The sequence below is a fragment of the Neobacillus niacini genome (assembly GCF_046591715.1).
Lineage (GTDB): Bacteria > Bacillota > Bacilli > Bacillales > Cytobacillaceae > Neobacillus > Neobacillus niacini_L.
Genome location: NZ_JAWVNQ010000001.1, coordinates 264890 through 285425 on the forward strand (window position 1 = coordinate 264890; position 20536 = coordinate 285425).

Consider the following 20536-nt stretch of genomic DNA (forward strand, 5'->3'; position numbering starts at 1 on the left):
GCGTCTTTTTGTTTTTTCATCGAACAATTGGCGAATGAGCTTGTAAATCATTAATAAAAGTGAGAATCTTGATTCGAGGAAGTATAATAAAATACTCCAACAGGAGCGGAGAAGATGATTAAGAAAAAAATTCGCCATATACAACGTTACCGAGACATCGTTTATGCTTTTACTAAGTATGGATTTGGGTTTGTTATGAAGGAGTTAGGGCTTATAGATTTGTTGTCGGTTCCAAAGAGAGTATTTGTGGAAGGCAACCAGACACGTAACAGCAGATCAACGGGTGAACGTATTCGGATGTTTCTTGAGGAACTTGGTCCGACCTTCGTGAAAATTGGCCAAATTGCCAGCACTAGGCCAGATATTATCCCCGCCGAAATCCTTCAAGAGCTCGTAAAGCTTCAGGACAATGTAGCATTATTCTCATTTGACGAGGTGAAAAGAATACTGGAACAAGAGCTTTGTGATTCCCTCGAAAATTCATTTGCGGAATTTAGTGAGACACCGTTGGCTGCGGCATCAATTGGGCAGGTCCACCATGCAGTATTGCTGACAGGTGAGCGTGTAGCTGTAAAAATACAACGTCCAAATATTATGAATGTAATTGAGACGGATTTAGAAATCCTGCAGGACTTAGCCCGGCTGGCTGAAAGTAGAATTGATTGGATAGAAAGATACCAAATTCGGACGATTATAGAAGAATTATCAAGGTCACTGCGTGAAGAATTAGATTATGAAAATGAAGGCAGGAATGCTGAAAAAATTGCGAAGCAGTTTCAAAATGATCCAAAGGTGCACATTCCAAAAGTACATTGGGAATATACAACTAAAAAGATTTTGACAATGGAGTTTGTTGATGGTGTAAAACTCAATGAAATTGAAAAGCTTGAACTAGAGGGTTACGACACAAAAGTATTAGGTGAGAAGGTAGTGAATGCTATTTTTCATCAAATCCTAATCGATGGATTTTTCCATGGGGACCCTCACCCAGGGAATATCGTTGCTTTGCCAGGCCATATTATTGCATTTATGGATTTTGGAATGGTGGGTAGAATAACGCCAGAAATGAGAGCTCACATCGCCTCCTTTGTCATTGCATTAATGCGGAAAAATACCTCAGAAGTAGTAAAGGCCATTACGAATATGGGGCTTGTACCAGATGAGGTAAAAGTCAAACAGTTACATTCAGATGTAGATAAGCTTCGCGAAAAGTATCTTGATGTTCCATTTAGTCAGATGAGTATTGGGAATGCTGTTAATGAGCTCTTTTCGGTTGCCTACAGGCACAAAATTACGATTCCGACAGATTTAACGATATTAGGAAAGACGCTGCTGACATTAGAGGGGACTGTTGAAAAACTAAATCAGGAAATAAGTATTCTTGCAGTAGCCGAACCATTTGGAAAGCAATTATTAATAGATCGTTTTAAGCCCAAAAACATGGCAGAATTTGCTTGGACAAATTTCACGGAATATGGGGATATCCTTAATGAATTTCCAAAGACGATAAAAGACTTTACCTCTGTTATGAAGAAAGGAAAAATGAAGATTGAAATTTCCATGCCTGAAATAGAGCCTATTCTCTTTAAACTCAATCGAATAACTAACAAGCTGTCCTTTAGTATCATATTGCTGTCCTTTAGTATTATTTTGGCAGGAGTAATAATTGGTGCTGCGTTATCGGGACAAACTTCTATACTGTTTGACAAACTTCCAGTAATAGAAATAGGTTTTGCAATTTCAGGTGGTATGTTCCTGTTACTTTTATATTCTATTATTAAATCAGGAAGGTTTTGACACATAGAGACAAGTAAACACAGAAAAATACCTGACCAAATGGACGGGTATTTTTTTTATCGAGAAGAATATAATAAACCAAGCAAAAGAGAGATAATTGAACTAAAAGGGGCGGAATATGTATAAGAGGAGAGTTAATTTTTATCTAAGCTATAATAGATCTGCCTATATATCATTCAAAAAACGATTAATATTCATCTTTAGCGGTGCTTCGCTTGTTGCTGTTTCACTTCAGCTTTTTTTAGTGAAGAATGATGTGATTGATGGCGGAATTGTAGGAGTAAGCATCATTCTCTCCCATATTTCTAGTATTGAGATTGGCTTGTCGCTTTTACTGTTAAATACTCCCTTTTTTTTATTAGGATATTCTTATTTAGGTAAAAGGTTTCTTATTCTAAGTCTATTTGCTATTTCTGTACTTTCAATTGGCACCCATGTTCTAGAACCATTTCCTTCCGTAACAAGTAACCCATATCTAGTAATATCTATAGGTGGTGTCACTTTAGGATTGGGGGTAGGAATTGTTATACGATTTGGAGGATCGCTGGATGGTACTGAGGTTTTGGCTATTCTATTAAGCAAGAGATCCCCTTTTTCTATCGGACAACTTGTTATGTTTTTTAACATATTTATATTTTGCAGTTCTATTTTCATATTCGGCCTGAGGGAGGCTGTTTTTTCATTAGCAACGTTTTTACTAGCGTATATTACTATTGATTTATTAACTAGGTAACATGAAGAGGAGCAATACATAAAAGAATGCCCAGCTTATTGAATGGGCATTCTTTTATGGTATTATTGGTTATTTAAAAACTCAAGCACTCGTTTATTCACTATATCATTCGCTTCAGTTACATAAATGTGACCAGCTCCCTTAATGGTAAGGAACTCAGCATTTGGTATTTTTTCAGCTAAAGTTACGCCATTTTCATATGGAACCAATTTATCACCATCACCATGAATCACCAGCACAGGTACTTGTATTTCGTCAATTTCATTGTAAGTATCGTGCGCTAGACACGCTTGGAGCTGCAGCATATAGGCATAGGGAAGGATAGGAACTTCAATTCTTCGTTTTATATCTTCGGCGACTAGTTCTCTATGAGTTTCAATAAAAGATTGGCTGTAAAGGATTGGAGCAGTTGCCCATGCTATTTCTTCCGGTGTGGCTGTCGAAGATGCTCTAGACAGCATTAGCATTGAAACATCAGCACTAGGTTGAACATGATTTTGTCCACCTGATGTTGTACAGCCCAGGATGAGGGACCTAATACGATCCGGATATTTCAATGCTAGTCTTTGAGCAATCATGCCTCCCATTGAGATTCCATATACATGGGCAGAATCTACACCGGCTGCATCTAGAACGGCTCTTGCATCCTCAGCCATTAATTCAATTGAATAGGGAGAATTTGGTTTACCGCTCAGCCCAACCCCGCGATTATCAAATACTATTACTTTATATTGTTCACTAAGGGCTGGAATTGTCCGAAACCAAGATTTCGAAGTAAGTGATAACCCCATAATTAATAGCAGCGGTTCCCCTTCGCCATGGACTTCATAATATAAATCAATACCATTTGCCTTCGTTATAGGCATTCTTAAACAACTCCTTTTTTACTAGATATTGCCATTTATATGACTAATAGTAAAACGAAAGAACTTAAGATCCTTGAAAAATGACGGAACTACAAATAAAAAATATTATTAATTTCGATTTAATGGAAAAGTCAAAAAAATGACCTAGTAAATTGTCATCCCCAATTGCTATAATAGAATGAGCAAGGAAAATAGCAGTAATTCAAAAGATAGATTCTAACATACTAACCGGTTAGATTAAGGGGCATTTATGGAATCAGTACATCAGGATCCTGTATTTTTTTACAAAAAACTGGAAAAAGAGTGTAATAAGCGGATTCATACATATACCAATTCCTTAACCTTTACACATGCTTTTGGTAAAGCAGTCGAAACTCACTTAGACAATGTTGTGATGCAACAAAAGGTAATCAACAATTGGCTTACTATACTTAATGTTCCAAAGAAGGATGATTTTGCTAATCTAGCAAGTAGAAAAGTAGATATTGAGGATAGAATTGATAATCTTGATGACATTCTCTTTATTATAAACAAAGGTCTAAAAAAGAATCATTTAAGATTAAAAGAGCTTCATACTTCTTTGAGTGACTTCCAGTGTTTAATGGAAGAGGAAGTAAACGACCTTAAGGCAAAGAAAATTAAAACATTAAAAACAGAACTCGAGGATTTAAAAAAGTTATTTATCGACTAATTATTTGGAGGGGAAACAATATGTCTACTAAAAATGAATCAAACCAGAATAATCAGCTTTCAAGTTTCGAATTATTATGGAAAGCCGCCTATGAAGAAGTGGATACATGGGCCAGCACCTTAAACGAACGCGATGAAATATTCTTAAATGCTGTTAAACAATATGTTGATGGTCTGAAAAGAAATCAGGAAAATAGCAAAGCTATTTCAGATCAATTTAGGAAAGAGCTTCTTGAATGGGAAAAATATGCACGTGAGGAATTACTCATGACCACGACCGCTTTTCAACATTTTTTCCCTGTTAAATCTTATGAAGAAATAAACCAAGTTATTGATGACATTCAAAATAAAACTACATCACTATTATCTACACCTATTCGTGCTTTAACAAATGGACAAGCACTTGATAAGTATTTAGACAGTGTAAAACAATATATTTCCTTTAGAAAAAAGGGCAGAGAGAAATATATAGAAGGTGTTAAGAGTACAACGAATGTTTTATATGAAAATCAAAAAATATTCGTGAATTTTTTTGAAAACCAGGTTAAATCTGCGCTGTTACCTTTTCAGCAGTATATGAAGAATGCAACGGAGTCCAATCAATCTTAACAGTATAGAGGTGAACAAGTTGTCGACAAATAATTCATATGACCCATATAATTCTTTCAGAAAGTACAGTGATATGTGGGAAAAACAGATAAATGATTTTATTTTTCAATGGTCTAATAACAATGAAACTGTCAGAATGGCAAATAGAGGGGCAGCGGCAAACTCCTTTTACCTTGATGCACTAAAAAAGAATCAAGAGGCACTTTCTAGTGTACTCAATTTACCAACAAAAAATGATTTGGCAAATATAGCTTCACTAACGATTCAAACGGAGGAAAAGATTGAATCCCTAGAGGAACAAATTTGGGGATTACAGGATTCATTGAAATCACAAAGCCAAGATATCGAAAGTGTTGTTGAGGTTTCCAAAGAAATAATTAAATTAACCAAGCTGCTTAAAACCGAGTTACTCAAAACGAAAAAGGAATTAGCAGTTTCTAAGAATTTACAAAGTGAATTACAAGAAATTAGGCTGGAGCTAAATAAAATTAATAATCTCAAAGATGAAATTGAGATCCTAAAAGGTCACGTTGTAGGCGACAAGCAAAAAGAACCTATTTTAACTGCTTCTGATTCTATAAAATAAGAATAAGGGGAGGTTAATGAAGTGGAAGTAGAATCACCTTTTAAGGATTTAGTTCCACCGTTTGATTATAAGAAAGAAATGAATCGGTGGAATCACCTTTTTAATGTTTTAAATGAGCCCGAACCTAAGATTGGCCATACACCTAGGATAGAGGTTTGGAGGAAAAATAAATCTGTTTTATGGTATTATCCTGCAAAACAAAAAAAGTATGGAATCCCTTTATTTTTCGTGTATTCATTGTTTAACAAACCGTATATACTCGATATTTCACCAAAGGCAAGTGTAATTGAGGGACTAACTAACCGTGGGTATGATGTGTATTTGTTAGATTGGGGCACACCAGGTTATGAGGACAAGAATATTGGTCTTGATACATACATAGAGAAGTATTTAAGTACAGCAGTTAAGCGTGCTATCCGTCATTCCGGTTGTGAGGAGGTAACACTTGTCGGATATTGCCTAGGCGGGACAATTGCCGCTATTTACGCTTCGATAGCAAAAGAGCACATCAAAAATTTAATTGTTGCTACAGTACCAATAGACTTCTCTACATTTGCCGGTCCGGATAAATGGGTGGAGGGTTTGAAGAATGGTGATATTAATATTGATCGCTTTGTAGATGTCTATGGAACCATCCCGTCATCCTATGTGGAAGCCATGTTTCGCGCAGTATCTGCCCCGGTATATTTTAGCCATTATACAATGCTTTTAAGTCGTGCAGATGATGAGAAATATGTTGATAAATGGCGCAGGATGAACAAATGGACTACAGATCAGGTCCCATTTGCAGGAGAGGCCTTTAGACAATTATTTAATGACCTTATTAAGGGAAACAAGCTTGTTAAGGGCGAATTAAAAATTGGAGATAAAAATGCAGTTTTAAAAAATATCAATTCAAATTTGTTCGTTATTTCTTCTACAAACGATAATTTAGTTTTGGAACCGCAAAGCATGCCGATTATGGATTTAGTTTCGAGTGTAGATAAAACTTACAAGCTGGTTGAAGCAGGACATGTATCTTTAGCCTTATCCGGACTGTTCGCAGTAGTGGTTGATGAATGGGCTTCATCTCGTTCGAATCCACTTTAGAATTTTGTACTAAAGGTGAGTACAAGATTATATAATGGTAAAGGAAAGAAGGGGAAGGAAAAACCTTCCCTAACTTGCTTCTTTATGTTTATTTAAAAAGCTGCGAAGCACCTCATTAAAGGCTTCCTTTGCCTCGAGTTTAGCAACGTGTCCTGTATTTCTGAATATGACAAATTCAGAGTGTCTAATCTGCTTATGCATCATTAATTGTATCCAGGCAGGTGTAACGGCGTCGTACTGTCCTCCAATAATTAAAGTGGGAACTTTAATTTTTGTTAACAGACATAAATTATTGACCTCTAGGCATGCTTTCATTGAAGGCAGGTAATATTCTCGATTAGGATGATAAAATTTTTTGAAATTCTCGAAGTTCTCTTCTGTCCATGAATAAAGGCAAACTCGTGCTGCCAAATTTTTTTGTTCCTCTAACGAACGTGATTCTGCCTTTAGCTTACGGAACTTTAAAAATAACTCTCCGAAATGTTTAGGAGCATAATGAAATGTGCTTACAAGGACGAGTGATCTGCACATCTCCGGTGCTTGACGATAGATTTCTTGGGCAACCATGCCTCCCATTGATAACCCGCAGATATGAGCACTACGAAACCCAAGGCCCTTTAATAAGTAAATAACATCGCGTGCAAAATTTGGAATGCTAATTTCCTCATTCGTAAGATACTCACCGTGCCCCCGTAAATCTGGAATAATCAAATCATATTTTTCTGCAAGTTCAAACTGGCTCGACCAGCCTTCCTTTATTTCACCCAGCCCATGAATAAAGACCAAAGGTTCACCAGCACCCATTCGTAAATAGGGAATTCCAGAAAATAACTTACCCAAATAAACTACCTCCTATGGTTTGTTTATAATAAACTTTTTGGCCATAATTCGGATAGTGTAAACAGGTATAATGTCGTAATTAACATATTATATAGATCTTTTTTGTTTATTATTACCAATAAGTGTAATTTACATCTATAAGACCAAAAAAAGACAATCGTTTTATCGATTGTCCATACAAATAATTATCCATCAATTCCACGGTCATCATCGTCATCATCACGATCATCTCTGTCATTATCATTGTCGTCGTCATCATTACGATCATCTCTGTCATCATCAAACTTTACTCTTGTGATTTTTCCTGTTTCAGCGTCTACTCGAATATCTACCTCGCCTTGTTCTGATTGAATCTCAAATTTATATTCAAGTCTGCCATGCTCCATTTCCTTTTCAACCTCTGTAATCTTGCCGTTAACTTCATTGGTTGCGATTTTTGCTGCATCTTCAATAGTTACTGCTGAAGCACTGGCTGGCTGTTTAGATGAAGAATTCCAGTCATCATCTGATTCTACTTTGTAAAATGTTTGGCCATGCTCTGTTTCCAACTCTATTTCCTGACCTGGTTTGATTTCAGGAAGGTTTTGTGTACCAGAATTAATCTTATTATCTTCAGGCAAATCATTCTTAGCTGCACCTACAGCAATTGCTCCTCCTAAAACTAGTAAAGATGACACGATGCCGATTAACACTTTATTTTTCATTTTGTCTTCCTCCTTTTTGTTATTACCTTTCTACACTTTCAGTATATCCAGTAAAAATGAGAGGAAAGGAATAGAAACATTAGAATTTGATGAGAAAAATAATAGTATCCACCGTATCAATCATCATCGTCGTTTTCGTTCTGTTTACTTTCATGGTCATCCCAAGCGACAGACATTACAGCTCCTGTAATACCATGTATTTGCAGGGTTGCTTCACGATCATCGTTTGTTTCTATCTTTATAAAGTAATAGGTTTGATTATTTTCGGTTTCAAGCCAAGTTTCATCTACCTCACCCTGGACCTGTGTCAATGCTATTTTAACGGCATCACTTTCGGTCAATTTCTTCGGAGTCTCTTCTGTAATTTCATCTTGTTTAGAAGGTGTTTGGTGTGGCATTGGCAGTGCAGCTGTATTATTTGTTTGTGTGAAAGATAAAACCTTCCCACTTGCAGAATCCAGCTTTATGCTGTAAAAGTGACTTTGTCTTTCTAGTTCTATATGGTACTGTTGATTGGCTAATTTAATTGATGAGATATTTCCTTGATAGCGCTCTTTTACAAGCTTCTTGGCTTCTTCTTCTGATAACACGCCGCTTGAGGGAGTGAGTTTTCCGAATTGTTGAAAGCTAATAAAACCAATTATTAGGATTAAAGAACAAATCGCCGCCCAAAACCAAGATATTTTTTTCATTCCTTCTCACCACCTTATTTACATACCATTATTTTCTAATATAAAAATGAGAAAGTGATGAGAATTTCATCATTTTTCAACTTTTTTTATAAGAAGGGTGGCAGTAGTCCCAATACCAGGTTCACTCTCCAACTGTACAGCTATTCCGACAGCATCCGCAATCTCCTTAGCAATCGAAAGCCCCAGACCAGAACCGCCTTGTTTCCTGCTTCTTGCTTTATCCACACGATAAAACCTATCAAAAACCTTCGGGAGTTCACTGTTTTGGATGCCTATCCCACGATCGATAATCTTGATAAAAATTTCATCGTCCTTTTTCCCTAATATGACTGAAATCAAATCATCACTATATTTCCTTGCATTATCTAAAAAAATATACAGTAGCTGCTTTAGCTTTTTTTCATCACTCTCAAAGAACAGGGGAGATTCAGTCATTGCCTTAAGTTCAATTTCACGTTTATATGCGTTTTTGAATGCATTGACAGTTTGGTCTAATAATTGGTTGAGATTCACCTTGTTTACCTCGATATTCCACTGTTCATGGTGTCTTGCTAATACCAATAACTGCTCTGTCATCTCCTTCATACGAAGTGCTTCCGAGTGGATGGCCTCTATCGATTCCATGAATAGCTTTGGTTCGGTTAAGCCCCTTCTTTTTAATAGACTCGCGTAACTCTCTATAATCGTCAATGGTGTTTTAAGTTCATGTGAAGCATTTGATACAAACTGTTCTTGTTTTTCAAAGTTCGTTTCCAAAAGCTCAATCATATGGTTAAAGGTTTGACCCATTTGAAAGAGTTCATCCTTCGATTGACCTTCTAACTTTATTGTTTTGAATGTTCCGCTTTTCTGTATTTCTGTCATTGTTTTAATCATAGAAGTGACGGGCTTTGTTATAAAATTACTGAGCAGCCGGCTGGATATTAAAACAGGTATTAACGCTAGCAGGGTAACTAAGATTAAGACAAGTCGAAGGATTGATAGTATCTTGTTTGATGTCTCCATACTTTTAGTTATTTGAAGATTGGCAACACTGCCATCTTTCATAATGATGGGCATGGATTCAAAGGAATACTGACGTTTTTCAAATACTATTTTTTTGCTGACTTCATTTCTATAATATTCTGGTTTCCTCTTACTTAGGTTTTGCTCATCAGCGCTAGTAATCAGAGGAGGATTCATACTATTTTCAGTGACAATTTGTATCATTCCGTTTACTGGAAGATAAGATCTAAGGAGGGTATCGTCTGGAATTTGCCCAAGAGACTCTCCGAAGTTTTCAGTTATTTTTTCCATTTCCTTATGTGCAGTTGTAAGCTCACTGTTAACTAGGAGTGTATTAAAAGTAAAATATACCGTAATATTTAGGATTACGAGCAGAAGGGCAAACAAAAATGCAGTATAAAGGTTGATTTTATTTCTCAGTTTCATTTGGCATCCTTCATAACATAACCAATGCCGCGTACAGTATGAATTAATGCGGGTAAATGCGGAAGGTCTATTTTTTTTCTTACATATCGGATATAAACATCCACTACATTTGTATCTCCAAAAAAGTCATACCCCCACACAGCTTCTAAAATTTGATCTCTGCTTAACACTTGTCGTTTATGCAGCATAAGGTAGACGAGTAAATCAAATTCTCTTGGAGTCAAATCAATTGTTTCTCCAGCTCTTAAAACTTCTCTAGATTTTTGGTCAATGCTCAGATTGGCAAAACGCAATAGATCACTGTCATCATCCTGGGGTTCTTCCACCTGTTTAATTCTTAATGCAGCACGAATTCTTGCCAGCAGTTCTTCTATTTGAAAGGGCTTTGTAATGTAATCATTCGCTCCTAGGTCTAAACCCGACACCTTATCTTCAACGGAGCTTTTTGCTGTCAAAAGGATGACGGGGGTTAGAAGGTCATTCTTTCTAATTCGCCTTAGAAGCTCAATCCCGCTAATTCCTGGCAGCATAACATCCAATAAGATTAAATCCCAGCGGCTAGTTCGGTATGCCTCTAATGCTTCGAGTCCATCTATCACCTTTGTTACTGAATAACCTTCATATTCAAGCTCAAGCTCAAGGACTCGAGCGATCTTTTCTTCATCCTCAATAACCAGAATGCTTCCTTTTTTAAGTGACATTTCTACACTCCTCTATTTTTTATCAATCTTGTGAATGTAAGGTATTCAATCATATGGTAAATCCTTATATCTATTTTACCAAAGAATTGTAAATTTTTTGTGAACGAAACATCTTTATTAAACGTATTAAAGAAGGAGGGAAATTAAGGGGGGAGAATTTTGACAAGTATAATTGAAGTATTAAATGTTAACAAGCAATTTAATAATCGTACCATATTAAGCGATGTCTCTTTTTCAATTAAGGAAGGAACCATAAATGGACTTCTTGGGCCTAATGGGGCAGGAAAAACCACAATTATCCGATTACTAAATGGGGTCATTGAGGCCGCGAACGGCACGATGAAGGTAATGGGGTATGACCCGCAGTTACATGGAGATGAAATTAGAAAGAGGGTTGGAATTGTAACTGAAAGTGCAAGTCTTTATCATGATATGACAGCATGGGACAATCTTGTCTTCTTTTCTAAAATATATGGAAGCTGTGATACAAAGCGAATTACACATTTGCTTGAGCAATTTGATATGTATGCCCATAAGGACCAGTTAGTGGGAAGCTTTTCTACAGGAATGAAAAAGAGAATCTCACTTGCAAAGGCTTTATTACATAAACCTAGACTTCTATTTTTAGATGAACCGACTAATGGCTTAGATCCAGAGGGCATAAATGAGGTAATTCGCTATTTACATAAAGTGAACCAGGAAGAAGGGGTAACGATATTAATTTGCTCTCATGTTCTGCATCAGCTAGAAACAATCTGTGATTCTTATTTGTTTCTGAATGAGGGCAGGATAGTCGAAAAGGGGACAAAGAGGGAGTTAGAGGACAAATATTTAAAGGAAGTGGAGTTAGTAATAGAAACGGGTCTCAGTCCGATTAACAGCCATAAGTACAAAGGGTACAGCTACAGGAGAAGAGAAGCTAATCAATTGGAATTTATTCTTTCCTCGAAGGAAGAAATCACTCCTTTATTGACCGATATTCTTAAAGAGTCATGGGTTCATAATTGCGAAATAACCAATAGAAGTCTAGAGGCGATATATTTTAATATTCGGGGAGGTAAGAGAGTTGAATAAGCAGACAATTTTGGCCATTGCCCAGAAAGATATGAAAGCTACTTTCTCATCCAAAAAGGTTTGGGTTCCGATGATTATCGTTGCCATCCTCTTATGTATTATCGTCCCATCTGGAATGGCCTACTTTGGGATTCACTTTGATTTAGTTGGTACCTCTGCTAAGGACATGGATAAACCAATAATTGCCTTAATTAATGACTTTCCAAATGAAGAGATGCGCAATACTCTAATTGGATTGCCGACAATTGGATATAAGTTTGTATATTTTTTTCTAACCTTTATGATGATTCCATTTTTCTTAATGGTAGCCATCATTAATTCTATGGTTACTTCATCAAATAGTTTTGTAGGGGAGAAGGAAAGAAATACGTTAGAAACTTTGTTGTTTGCACCTATTTCAATTAAAGACCTATTTCTTGGGAAAGTTTTAGCATCCCTCATTCCAACGCTGGGAATTTCCTTTATTGCCTTTATCATAAGTGCCATTATTGTAAATATAATTGCGTATCCGTATTTTAAGGTAATCTTATTTTTGAACTCTACTTGGATGATTCTAATGTTTTGGGTGATTCCTATATTAGTACTGTTTAATATTATCTTAAATGTCTTAATTTCAGCCAAAGTTAAAACATTCCAGGAGGCACAGCAATTCGGCGGCATACTCGTGCTGCCAATCGTTGGGATTATCATCAGCCAAGCAAGTGGAATGTTTTTTTTAAGCCCGCTATCTCTATTTCTAATAGGCACAGGATTACTAATCGGCAATCTATTCCTCATAAAACTGGTTACTAAATTTAGTAACAGAAACACATTATTCCAAAGCCAAATCTACTAACAGAAAAGACAGTGTTCTCCTTTAGGGAGACACTGTCTTTTGTTTGTACACCTGATGGTGTTCACTATATTTAATGAAAACGATAGCCAGAGCCCCATACCGTTTCTATATATTCAGGGTTAGAGGGGTCGTGTTCAATTTTCTCCCTAATTTTACGGATGTGAACAGTTACGGTTGAGACGTCACCATTACTGTCGTAACCCCAGATTCTCTCAAATAAATGGTCCTTGCTGAAAACTTGGTCTGGGTTTAATGCTAAAAAAGTGAGAACATCAAATTCTTTTGTGGTTAGGGTAATCTCTTTGTTATTTACAAAGACACGCCGTGAAGAACGATCAATGAATAACCCACGGATGTATATTCCTTGAGATTCAGTATTTTGTTTCATTAGTAATCTCTCGTATCTAGATAAATGGGCTTTTACTCTCGCAACCATCTCATTCGGACTGAAGGGTTTGACTAAATAATCATCAGCCCCGAGTCCAAGACCTCTAATCTTATCAATTTCTTCTTTTTTTGCTGTTACCATGATGATAGGGATATCTTTTATACTTCTAATTTTTTTACAAATTTCAAATCCGTCTATGTTCGGCAGCATTACGTCTAACAAAATTAAATCGTAATCTTGGGTTAATGCTTTTTGCAGTCCAATATCACCTGTATGGACCATTTCTGTTTGAAAGCCGTTGATTTCTAGATAATCCTGTTCTAATTCGGCAATACTTTTTTCATCTTCAATAATCAGAATCTTTTTCATGATGGTGCCTCCTCAAAAACAGGTATGGTGCGGTAAACTAATGGTTATTTTTGTTCCTACTGTTAGTGTACTTTCTAATTTTATCATACCGTTATGTTCTTCGATAATCATTTTTGCAATGGATAGTCCTAAACCGCTGCCCCCGGTTAATTTGTTTCTTGATTGTTCAGCCCGATAGAACTGATTAAAGATAAAGGGAATCGACTCACTTGGAATACCTGGACCATTATCAGCAATGGAAATCTCTACATTTTCGCTGGTTGAATGCATGGATATTATTAATTCTTTTTTTTCCTTATCCATGTACTTTAAGCTATTGTTAATAATATTTGCCAGAACCCGTTTGAATTTTTCACGGTCAGCAAAAACATGATAGTGCCCCAGAGGGTCAAATTGAAAATTTACTTCGACATTTTGTTTTCTTAGGTCAAAGCTTAATTCCTCGAAATAATCACTTAGATAATCCTTTATATCAATTTTTTCGAAATCAAATGGAACCTTGCCTAAATCCAGCTTTGAGAATAAGAATAATTCATCAATTAAATGGTCCATGTCTACTGCTTTTGTATAGATCGTTTGGATATAGCGTGCTCTCTTTTCCGGAGTGTCTGCCACTCCATCACGAATTCCTTCAATATAACCCTTTATGGAAGTAATAGGTGTTTTTAAATCATGAGAGATATGGGCAATCAATTCCTTCCGATTATCCTCATATTGTTTTTGGACTTCGTGAGACTCTTTCAGTTGAATTCGCATTTCTTCAAATGCTTGTGTTAACTGACCAATCTCATCATTCCTTGTTGCTGTAATGGAATGGTGGAGGTTACCGCTTTTTATTAAATGAGCGGCATTTTTTAATTGATTAATCGGGGTGATAATACTTTTAGAAACAAAGTATGATAATAACCCATTAGTTGCTATTAATATTAATAAACACAAACTGAATAGTATTGGGAAAAAGGTTCTTACAAACTTATTCCAAGGGCTTGCATCTCTCATTAAAAAGAGTGAGATTTCGCTGCCATCCTGTAGATAGAAGTCATGCTGTTTCATAGCAAAAGTCTGATCACCAATTTCTTCTAAGCTCCGATAGCTTCTTTCTGTTCCGAATTCCGGAAGCTCTTCAGTATCAACTTTATTTAGCACATCTGTAATATAAAATATTTCGTCATTATTGCGAATAATTAATCCAGATTTGATTTCACTAAGTTCAGATTTTAGGGATTCCAAATACTCCTTATTCATTATTTCCATCGGATTAGCGGCAGACTTTTCTTTTAGCTCTAGAAATAATAATGTATCTTTTTGTTTTGTTTTGTGGTAATTGTGACTTTCGGGTAAGAAATTAGCCATCTCACGGATATCTCCGAGAAAAACCATCATTAACAGAAAAGAGGTAATAATAAACATAATGATTGGTACAGTGATCATCGCAATATTTGATAATATCAGGCGAAGTTTAATAGACATAGGATTAGCACCCTTCAGTTAGGCTTCTTTTCTATTAAACATATAATAGCCTGCTGAAAAAAACAATGCGAAAGATGAGCACAAATACGTGACAGTTTGTAATATCCAACGAAGTGAAACATCGCTAAGCCATTGCATATACCAATCTAAATAGCTAGATGGCACGAGGTATAGAGATGAAGGGAGAGCATAAGGGATAAACATCATAATTAGATAAAGAACTATCATGCACGTTATAGCGAGAACGCTGGAATTGACGATAAGTGCCAGCATTACAGCAAATGCTGTCAGAACGATTAGGGGAAACCATGATACAGCAAAAGCTCCTAGACTAGAAGAAATAGCAGCCAAATCAAAGGATTTATCAAAAACTGCACTGCTAGCAACCACAGTCAAGCCTTCTAATATAAGGATTATTAAGCTGAAAGTACTAATTGCGGTAACTTTAGAAAGGAAAAGCTCCATTCGGCTTACAGGTCTAACTTGAAGTAATGTTCCACGTTCACCTTCTCCGGTAAAAAGATCAGTAGCAGAAACAAAAATAAACAAAGGAATGAAAAGGTTGATAAATAAGTCTAATAACGTAAAATTAATATTCTCGGATGGCAAAGCCATCCAGTCTGTTAAAAAAAGATTATTAACAATAAGCTTAGTTAGAACAGGAATTAGTACGGCAGAAGTTAATAACAGTTTGGTACTTTTTTTGGCAAACAGCTTTTGCATTTCATTTAGACAATTTGCTCCAATGATGTTCATCTTCCAGCACCCTCCATTTTCTTAACATAAACATCTTCTAAGGGTTCGCTGCCAGATTCATAGTATGAGGCTGTACCCTGTATGAGAAAACAAAAACGATTGCATAGTTTCTCTAATTCTGAAATATGGTGACTGGAAATGACAAAGGTTACACCATAATGACTTGAAATTTCCTGGATTGTCTTTCTTAACAACAGTAGACCATCAATATCTAAACCATTCGTTGGTTCATCTAAAACGACCAATCGCGGGTTAGAGATAAGTGCAGCGGCAATCCCAAAACGCTGCTTCATTCCCATAGAAAAGGAGGATATTTTCTCGTTTTGATAAGGGGTTAACCCTGTCTGTTCTAATACCTTTTCAATATCTGTATCAGTAATACCAGAATACAATCGTGAGATCATTTTCAGATTTTTATAGGGTGACATATTTTCATAAGCAACAGCTGATCCAATTAAGGCACCTACAGGGTGTATCGCTTCTTTAAAATTGCTATGAAGATCAACACCAAATAACTCGATTTTTCCCTGATCCGGTGATGATAACCCCGTCAAGCATTTTAATAAGGTTGTTTTACCCGCCCCATTAGGACCTAGGATTCCTACAATATCTCCTTGGTTAATGGTTAAATTGATATTCTGTATGCCTCTATTGTTTGAGTATTTCTTTGTCATACCAGTAATAACCACAGCTATTTCCATAATTGTCACCCTAATCCTTAATTAATTTCTATTTACTTCTTACCATGATTGAATTCTACAACCTTATCAGCTGGAATTTCTACCGGTGTAACAATCGTTTGGTTGTAATCAGAAGCATTTAGATTCATATCTAGTACCAATTCATGACTTACATCTTGTTTATCCTTGCCTGTAACAACGATCTTAACTGTCTGCTTTTTAATATAATTATCCTCGTTCACTTGTGCAGAAAGCTTTACTTGCTTGACTGTAATTTCATGGTCCAATTCAGGAATCTGTGCCTTAATGTGAAAACCTGAGCTTTCAGTTTCATTATTATCTTGAATCATTACAGCATGTTTAATCATCAGTGTGCTTAATGCATTCGCGGTAAGCGGGATTTCTTTTCCTGTTAAATCAAGTTCAATAACATGAATACCATCTTGTTTATCGGCCACAGTAATTTGTTGTTGAAGATTTTTGGTCATGACATCGATTAGATTTTCTACATCATCTCTTAATTCAGCTGCATTTCTGTGATGGGGACTATTAGTGGTTTCCATTTTGTAGATTGTCTCCAGGCCATCCTTCATCACAAACCAATTTCCGTCCTGCTTGTACATGTTCATATTACTAACTTCAGTTTCATTGGCTAAACGAGTTGAAATGGAGTTTACTTGATTAACAGAATCAGACTTGAATATAGACTCAGATGTTAATAAAGGCTTTTTGTTGTCTTCGATTTTCAAGTTGAAATTTAATGTTGCACTATCTGCACTGTGAGTTTTCTTTAACGCTTCCTTGTAAAGGTCGTATCCTGATGTATTTGCTGAAATTGAATAAACACTGCCTAACATAAGCGTTCCACTTATCCCGATAACCGCTAAAAGCTTCTTATTCATATATCTTCCTCCAATCATTATTTACCTGCAACCCAAGTGTAATCGGGAGTTATAAAAGCAATCTAAATAAACTATTAAATATTTCTTAAATTACAGTGCAAAAAGGGGAGGAAAAAATTTCTTTTGATAATAATAAATATAATGTTTGAATTTTTAGATAATTAACTGTATAATAAGAAAAAGCTCAAGGAGTTGATTTCCATGGAAAAGAGATTATTAAATTCACCGCAACAGATTGATGAAAACAACGATTCTGCAATTGCTGAGATGTTTTTAAACCACGCCTTGAATGAATTTAGAAGAGATGTGCTCCGTAAGGAAATCGACCTCTCCTTACAAGAAAGAAACAAGGAGGCTTTCCTCAAGCTATCTGAGGAGTTAAAGAAAATTTCATAGCAAAGTTATCTAACAGACTTTATTAATATTGGAAGCCCTTTTCTTCTTAGAAGGGCTTCTTTTGTTTTTTATTTTCAGGTATGATTGATTAAAGCTGACACTAAAAAAGAAATATGGTCCGAAGGGAAATAGGTGAGCATTAGTGATTTTCATGGTGGATAATTATGATTCTTTTACCTTTAACTTAGTACAATACCTTGGTGAGTTAGGGGAAGAATTGGTTGTTAAGCGGAATAATCAAACAAGCCTTGATGAAATAAAAAGGCTCGATCCAGAGTTTTTAATGATATCTCCAGGTCCTGGTAATCCTACCGATGCTGGAATTAGTCTTGGTGCAATAGAGGCATTCTCAGGGGTTATTCCAATCTTGGGTGTTTGTCTTGGGCACCAAGCTATTGCACAAGCTTACAAGGGTGATGTAGTTGGCGCACAGCAATTAATGCATGGTAAAACTTCTGATATTTACCATGATGAAAGAACAATATTTAGCGGTTTGCCGAACCCATTTCAGGCAACACGGTATCACTCTTTAATAGTGAACAGAGAGACGCTGCCAAACTGCTTTGAGATCTCCGCTTGGACAAAGAATGGGGAAATTATGGCAATTCGCCATAAAGAACTCCCAACTGAAGGAGTTCAATTTCACCCAGAATCGATATTAACTACAGGAGGAAAGAAGATTTTAAAAAACTTTGTCCAATATTATGGAAAGGTACAAGCTTAACTGCGAAAAAACCGGCGCCATTGTTTATGGCACCGGACACTATAGCTGTTTTTCCTCTTTTTTACTGTTCATTAAATAAAAAGAGATGGGCTGGTCTGAACCAGTCATTAGTTTATAGACATAAGAAGAAGTAATTTTATATCCTTCATCAATTTTTTCTGCAAGGTAATTGGTCCGCTCAAAAAGGATTGAGCGAATATGATTCAGTTGACGGGAAATTTTCTCTGTCAATGCTTCTTGTTGGTCCAGCCGATTTAATACCTCCGTTTGAAACTCTTCTTGTTTACTAATTTTTTCTGTTAATTGTTTTTGCAGTTCTTCTTGTGTCTTCAATAAATGAATAGTTAGTTCTTCATATTCTGTATGTTTTTGATTACTAAACTTAAGTTCATTTAATTGATTTACTACTTGTTCCCAATTACTTGCTTGTACAAACTCTTGGTTTTGAAACTGATATTTCATCTCTTGGATTGCTTGAAGCAGTGAAACATTTGCTCGGTGCTGTTCGTCTATTACTTCTGAAAGATAGTCTGTCCTCACCAACTTTTGGTTTGGTTCTGTTATTTTCTTTTTATTTTTATATACTTTGAGTTTTTTACTTTTGTTTATATATAATCCCAATTTATTTCACCCCTTACTATCATGAATGTATTATTTTATGCTTGAAATGTTAAATATGGGAAATTTTTATAAAAAAAACAGGAAAAATGTGTTTCTATGGGGAATTAAATTTAGTAAATTATTAATATAAGAGCATAAGAGAAGCTCCAATACTATGATAAGTCTTAAGTCTTAGATAAAAATAATTCTCTGGATCGTGTAGTCTAGAAGACATACACATTAGAATAAAATAAATGATATTTATTAAGGGATATAACAAGAGAAATCCCTTCCTATAGAAAAATAAGGGGGAATATAGGATGAGGAAAGTTTACGTACTTCTTACTGATACCGGTACGGTGTTAACAAAAATCATTAAACTCTATACGAAGAAGCCCCATAATCATGCATCCATTGCATTAGATGACCAATTATGGGATGTCTATAGTTTCGGACGAAAAAGACCTCGAAATCCTTTCCTAGCTGGGTTTGTAAGAGAAAATATCCGTGGCGGAATATTTCGCAATGCGGATTGTGCTATTTATTGTTGTACATTATCAGAAAACCAATACGATGCAATTTGTCGTAAAATTAAGGAAATTGAAAAAAATAAAGGTGAATATCGCTACAATCTCTTAGGTCTATTTGCTGTTATGTTTAATTTGGAATTAGATCGGAAAAATGCCTTTTTTTGCTCCCATTTTGTTGCAGCGCTGCTTGAGGAATCAGGAGTGAAAATCAATAAACAAAAGCCGCTGTCGCTTGTAACTCCTGATGACATAAAAGAATCAGCCTCTTTAGAATTAGTCTACGAAGGAAAATTATCTTCTTATTTTGAAGAAACAAATGAACATGACATGAATGATTTAACTCACCAAGAGTATTATCATGATTTCACTGCTGATAGAGTAGAAGTGATCTAGTTAATATTAGAGAAGACGTTTATAGATAGACGTCTTCTCTTATTTGTTTCTTCCTATTCTTATACACTTCAATTAAGCTATTAAAAAAGCTCAAAGACTTTTGGAATACTGGACTTTGAATGAATGTATAGAGGAATGTTGCAATAAAAACAGGACCTCCTAAAATAAAACCAATGATCAAGATAAAACTCTCAACGAGGATGCGTGCCTGACTTACGGATAATTTAGTCTTATTTGAAATTGAAAGCATAAAACCATCACGTGGTCCGGCACCAAGGCCAGCCGCAACATACATTCCCCCGCCAAAACCAGCTATGACAATGGCACAAAATACTATAAGATAATCGACCCAAGAATTAGTTGCCTCGGGTAAAAAATCCAACCATAGAAAGAAGTCCATAATGGGACCAATTAAAAGGGCATTAAGGAATGTTCCAATTCGAATATATTTTCTTGCTGTAAAGTAAGAAATGATAACCAGTACTAACCCAGAGATCACTCCCCAAGTCCCTATAGTAAGTCCGAAGTGTTGATATAAAGCCACATTTAAAACTTCCCAGGGATGTAAACCAACATGTTTCACCTTTACGGCTATTGCATTGCCTAAGCCAAAGAAAATCAATCCTAATAAAAATAATACATAATGAATTACTTTCACCTGCTTGTTACCTCCAAATAAAA

At 35.8% G+C, this 20536-nt stretch carries 24 protein-coding genes; 11 read left to right on the plus strand and 13 right to left on the minus strand.

The window, feature by feature from the left end; genetic code table 11:
• The first annotated feature begins 114 nt into the window (after window positions 1–114).
• Both SFC47_RS01415 and SFC47_RS01420 read left to right on the plus strand, forming a co-directional pair.
• Window positions 115–1797: an ABC1 kinase family protein gene (locus SFC47_RS01415; protein WP_411252461.1), complete on the plus strand. Its 1683-nt coding sequence runs from the start codon at window positions 115–117 to the stop codon at window positions 1795–1797.
• A 118-nt stretch (window positions 1798–1915) separates the two neighbouring features.
• Window positions 1916–2530, plus strand: coding sequence for a YitT family protein (locus SFC47_RS01420; RefSeq protein WP_411252463.1), 615 nt, complete (start codon window positions 1916–1918; stop codon window positions 2528–2530).
• Window positions 2531–2592: 62 nt separating this feature from the next.
• Here the strand turns inward: SFC47_RS01420 and SFC47_RS01425 are convergent, their stop codons facing one another.
• Window positions 2593–3396: an alpha/beta fold hydrolase gene (locus SFC47_RS01425; protein ID WP_411252465.1), complete on the minus strand. Its 804-nt coding sequence runs from the start codon at window positions 3394–3396 to the stop codon at window positions 2593–2595.
• 250 nt (window positions 3397–3646) lie between these two features.
• Between SFC47_RS01425 and SFC47_RS01430 the strand changes: the two genes are divergently transcribed.
• From SFC47_RS01430 to SFC47_RS01445, 4 genes are read left to right on the plus strand one after another with little or no spacing between them, the layout of a single operon-like run.
• Window positions 3647–4087, plus strand: a complete 441-nt coding sequence (locus SFC47_RS01430; protein WP_411252467.1) for a hypothetical protein — start codon at window positions 3647–3649, stop codon at window positions 4085–4087.
• A 20-nt stretch (window positions 4088–4107) separates the two neighbouring features.
• Window positions 4108–4695 (plus strand): hypothetical protein, encoded by a 588-nt coding sequence (locus SFC47_RS01435; protein WP_411252468.1) that lies wholly within the window; start codon window positions 4108–4110, stop codon window positions 4693–4695.
• Window positions 4696–4714: 19 nt separating this feature from the next.
• The gene (locus tag SFC47_RS01440) at window positions 4715–5281 is read left to right on the plus strand and encodes a polyhydroxyalkanoate biosynthesis repressor PhaR (RefSeq protein WP_411252470.1); all 567 of its coding nucleotides are present in this window, start codon (window positions 4715–4717) and stop codon (window positions 5279–5281) included.
• A gap of 21 nt (window positions 5282–5302) precedes the next feature.
• The gene (locus SFC47_RS01445; RefSeq protein ID WP_411252472.1) at window positions 5303–6370 is read left to right on the plus strand and encodes an alpha/beta fold hydrolase; all 1068 of its coding nucleotides are present in this window, start codon (window positions 5303–5305) and stop codon (window positions 6368–6370) included.
• 69 nt (window positions 6371–6439) lie between these two features.
• Here SFC47_RS01445 and SFC47_RS01450 read toward each other — a convergent pair whose 3' ends face one another.
• From SFC47_RS01450 to SFC47_RS01470, 5 genes are all read right to left on the minus strand, one after another.
• Window positions 6440–7210: an alpha/beta fold hydrolase gene (locus tag SFC47_RS01450; protein ID WP_411252473.1), complete on the minus strand. Its 771-nt coding sequence runs from the start codon at window positions 7208–7210 to the stop codon at window positions 6440–6442.
• Between the two features lie 185 nt (window positions 7211–7395).
• Window positions 7396–7914 carry a PepSY domain-containing protein gene (locus SFC47_RS01455; RefSeq protein WP_411252475.1) on the minus strand — a complete coding sequence of 173 codons (519 nt, stop codon included), beginning with the start codon at window positions 7912–7914 and terminating at the stop codon, window positions 7396–7398.
• 116 nt (window positions 7915–8030) lie between these two features.
• A complete protein-coding gene (locus tag SFC47_RS01460) occupies window positions 8031–8606 on the minus strand; it encodes a PepSY domain-containing protein (RefSeq protein WP_411252477.1) in 576 nt (191 codons plus the stop codon).
• Between the two features lie 69 nt (window positions 8607–8675).
• The gene (locus tag SFC47_RS01465; RefSeq protein WP_411252478.1) at window positions 8676–10037 is read right to left on the minus strand and encodes a sensor histidine kinase; all 1362 of its coding nucleotides are present in this window, start codon (window positions 10035–10037) and stop codon (window positions 8676–8678) included.
• Complete coding sequence (locus SFC47_RS01470) at window positions 10034–10738, minus strand: response regulator transcription factor (protein WP_411252480.1); 705 nt, start codon at window positions 10736–10738, stop codon at window positions 10034–10036. The genes SFC47_RS01465 and SFC47_RS01470 overlap by 4 nt, the downstream gene beginning before the upstream one ends.
• 159 nt (window positions 10739–10897) lie before the next feature.
• Here SFC47_RS01470 and SFC47_RS01475 point away from each other — a divergent pair, with 159 nt between their 5' ends.
• Both SFC47_RS01475 and SFC47_RS01480 read left to right on the plus strand, forming a co-directional pair.
• A complete protein-coding gene (locus tag SFC47_RS01475) occupies window positions 10898–11812 on the plus strand; it encodes an ABC transporter ATP-binding protein (protein WP_411252482.1) in 915 nt (304 codons plus the stop codon).
• Window positions 11805–12647, plus strand: a complete 843-nt coding sequence (locus SFC47_RS01480) for an ABC transporter permease subunit (protein WP_411252484.1) — start codon at window positions 11805–11807, stop codon at window positions 12645–12647. Before SFC47_RS01475 ends, SFC47_RS01480 begins: the two co-directional genes overlap by 8 nt.
• A gap of 70 nt (window positions 12648–12717) precedes the next feature.
• Here SFC47_RS01480 and SFC47_RS01485 read toward each other — a convergent pair whose 3' ends face one another.
• Genes SFC47_RS01485 through SFC47_RS01505 form a run of 5 tightly spaced genes read right to left on the minus strand, consistent with a single transcriptional unit; the run spans window position 12718 to window position 17212 of the window.
• A complete protein-coding gene (locus SFC47_RS01485; protein WP_411252486.1) occupies window positions 12718–13404 on the minus strand; it encodes a response regulator transcription factor in 687 nt (228 codons plus the stop codon).
• 12 nt (window positions 13405–13416) lie between these two features.
• A complete protein-coding gene (locus tag SFC47_RS01490) occupies window positions 13417–14874 on the minus strand; it encodes a sensor histidine kinase (protein ID WP_411252488.1) in 1458 nt (485 codons plus the stop codon).
• A gap of 18 nt (window positions 14875–14892) precedes the next feature.
• On the minus strand, window positions 14893–15630 hold the full coding sequence (locus SFC47_RS01495; RefSeq protein WP_411252489.1) for an ABC transporter permease: 738 nt from the start codon (window positions 15628–15630) through the stop codon (window positions 14893–14895).
• A complete protein-coding gene (locus SFC47_RS01500) occupies window positions 15627–16331 on the minus strand; it encodes an ABC transporter ATP-binding protein (protein WP_411252491.1) in 705 nt (234 codons plus the stop codon). Before SFC47_RS01500 ends, SFC47_RS01495 begins: the two co-directional genes overlap by 4 nt.
• 32 nt (window positions 16332–16363) lie before the next feature.
• Window positions 16364–17212 (minus strand): hypothetical protein, encoded by an 849-nt coding sequence (locus SFC47_RS01505; RefSeq protein WP_411252493.1) that lies wholly within the window; start codon window positions 17210–17212, stop codon window positions 16364–16366.
• A gap of 201 nt (window positions 17213–17413) precedes the next feature.
• On the opposite strand from SFC47_RS01505, the gene SFC47_RS01510 reads away from it, so the two are divergent.
• Together SFC47_RS01510 and pabA are read left to right on the plus strand one after the other, a co-directional pair.
• Complete coding sequence (locus tag SFC47_RS01510) at window positions 17414–17608, plus strand: IDEAL domain-containing protein (protein ID WP_411252495.1); 195 nt, start codon at window positions 17414–17416, stop codon at window positions 17606–17608.
• Between the two features lie 142 nt (window positions 17609–17750).
• On the plus strand, window positions 17751–18332 hold the full coding sequence (gene pabA / locus SFC47_RS01515) for an aminodeoxychorismate/anthranilate synthase component II (RefSeq protein WP_411252497.1): 582 nt from the start codon (window positions 17751–17753) through the stop codon (window positions 18330–18332).
• Between the two features lie 39 nt (window positions 18333–18371).
• Here the strand turns inward: pabA and SFC47_RS01520 are convergent, their stop codons facing one another.
• The gene (locus SFC47_RS01520) at window positions 18372–18953 is read right to left on the minus strand and encodes a hypothetical protein (protein ID WP_411252499.1); all 582 of its coding nucleotides are present in this window, start codon (window positions 18951–18953) and stop codon (window positions 18372–18374) included.
• Between the two features lie 299 nt (window positions 18954–19252).
• Here SFC47_RS01520 and SFC47_RS01525 point away from each other — a divergent pair, with 299 nt between their 5' ends.
• Window positions 19253–19855 carry a hypothetical protein gene (locus SFC47_RS01525; RefSeq protein ID WP_411252501.1) on the plus strand — a complete coding sequence of 201 codons (603 nt, stop codon included), beginning with the start codon at window positions 19253–19255 and terminating at the stop codon, window positions 19853–19855.
• 19 nt (window positions 19856–19874) lie between these two features.
• Here the strand turns inward: SFC47_RS01525 and SFC47_RS01530 are convergent, their stop codons facing one another.
• Window positions 19875–20513, minus strand: coding sequence for a YczE/YyaS/YitT family protein (locus tag SFC47_RS01530; RefSeq protein WP_486348370.1), 639 nt, complete (start codon window positions 20511–20513; stop codon window positions 19875–19877).
• Window positions 20514–20536 lie beyond the last annotated feature (23 nt).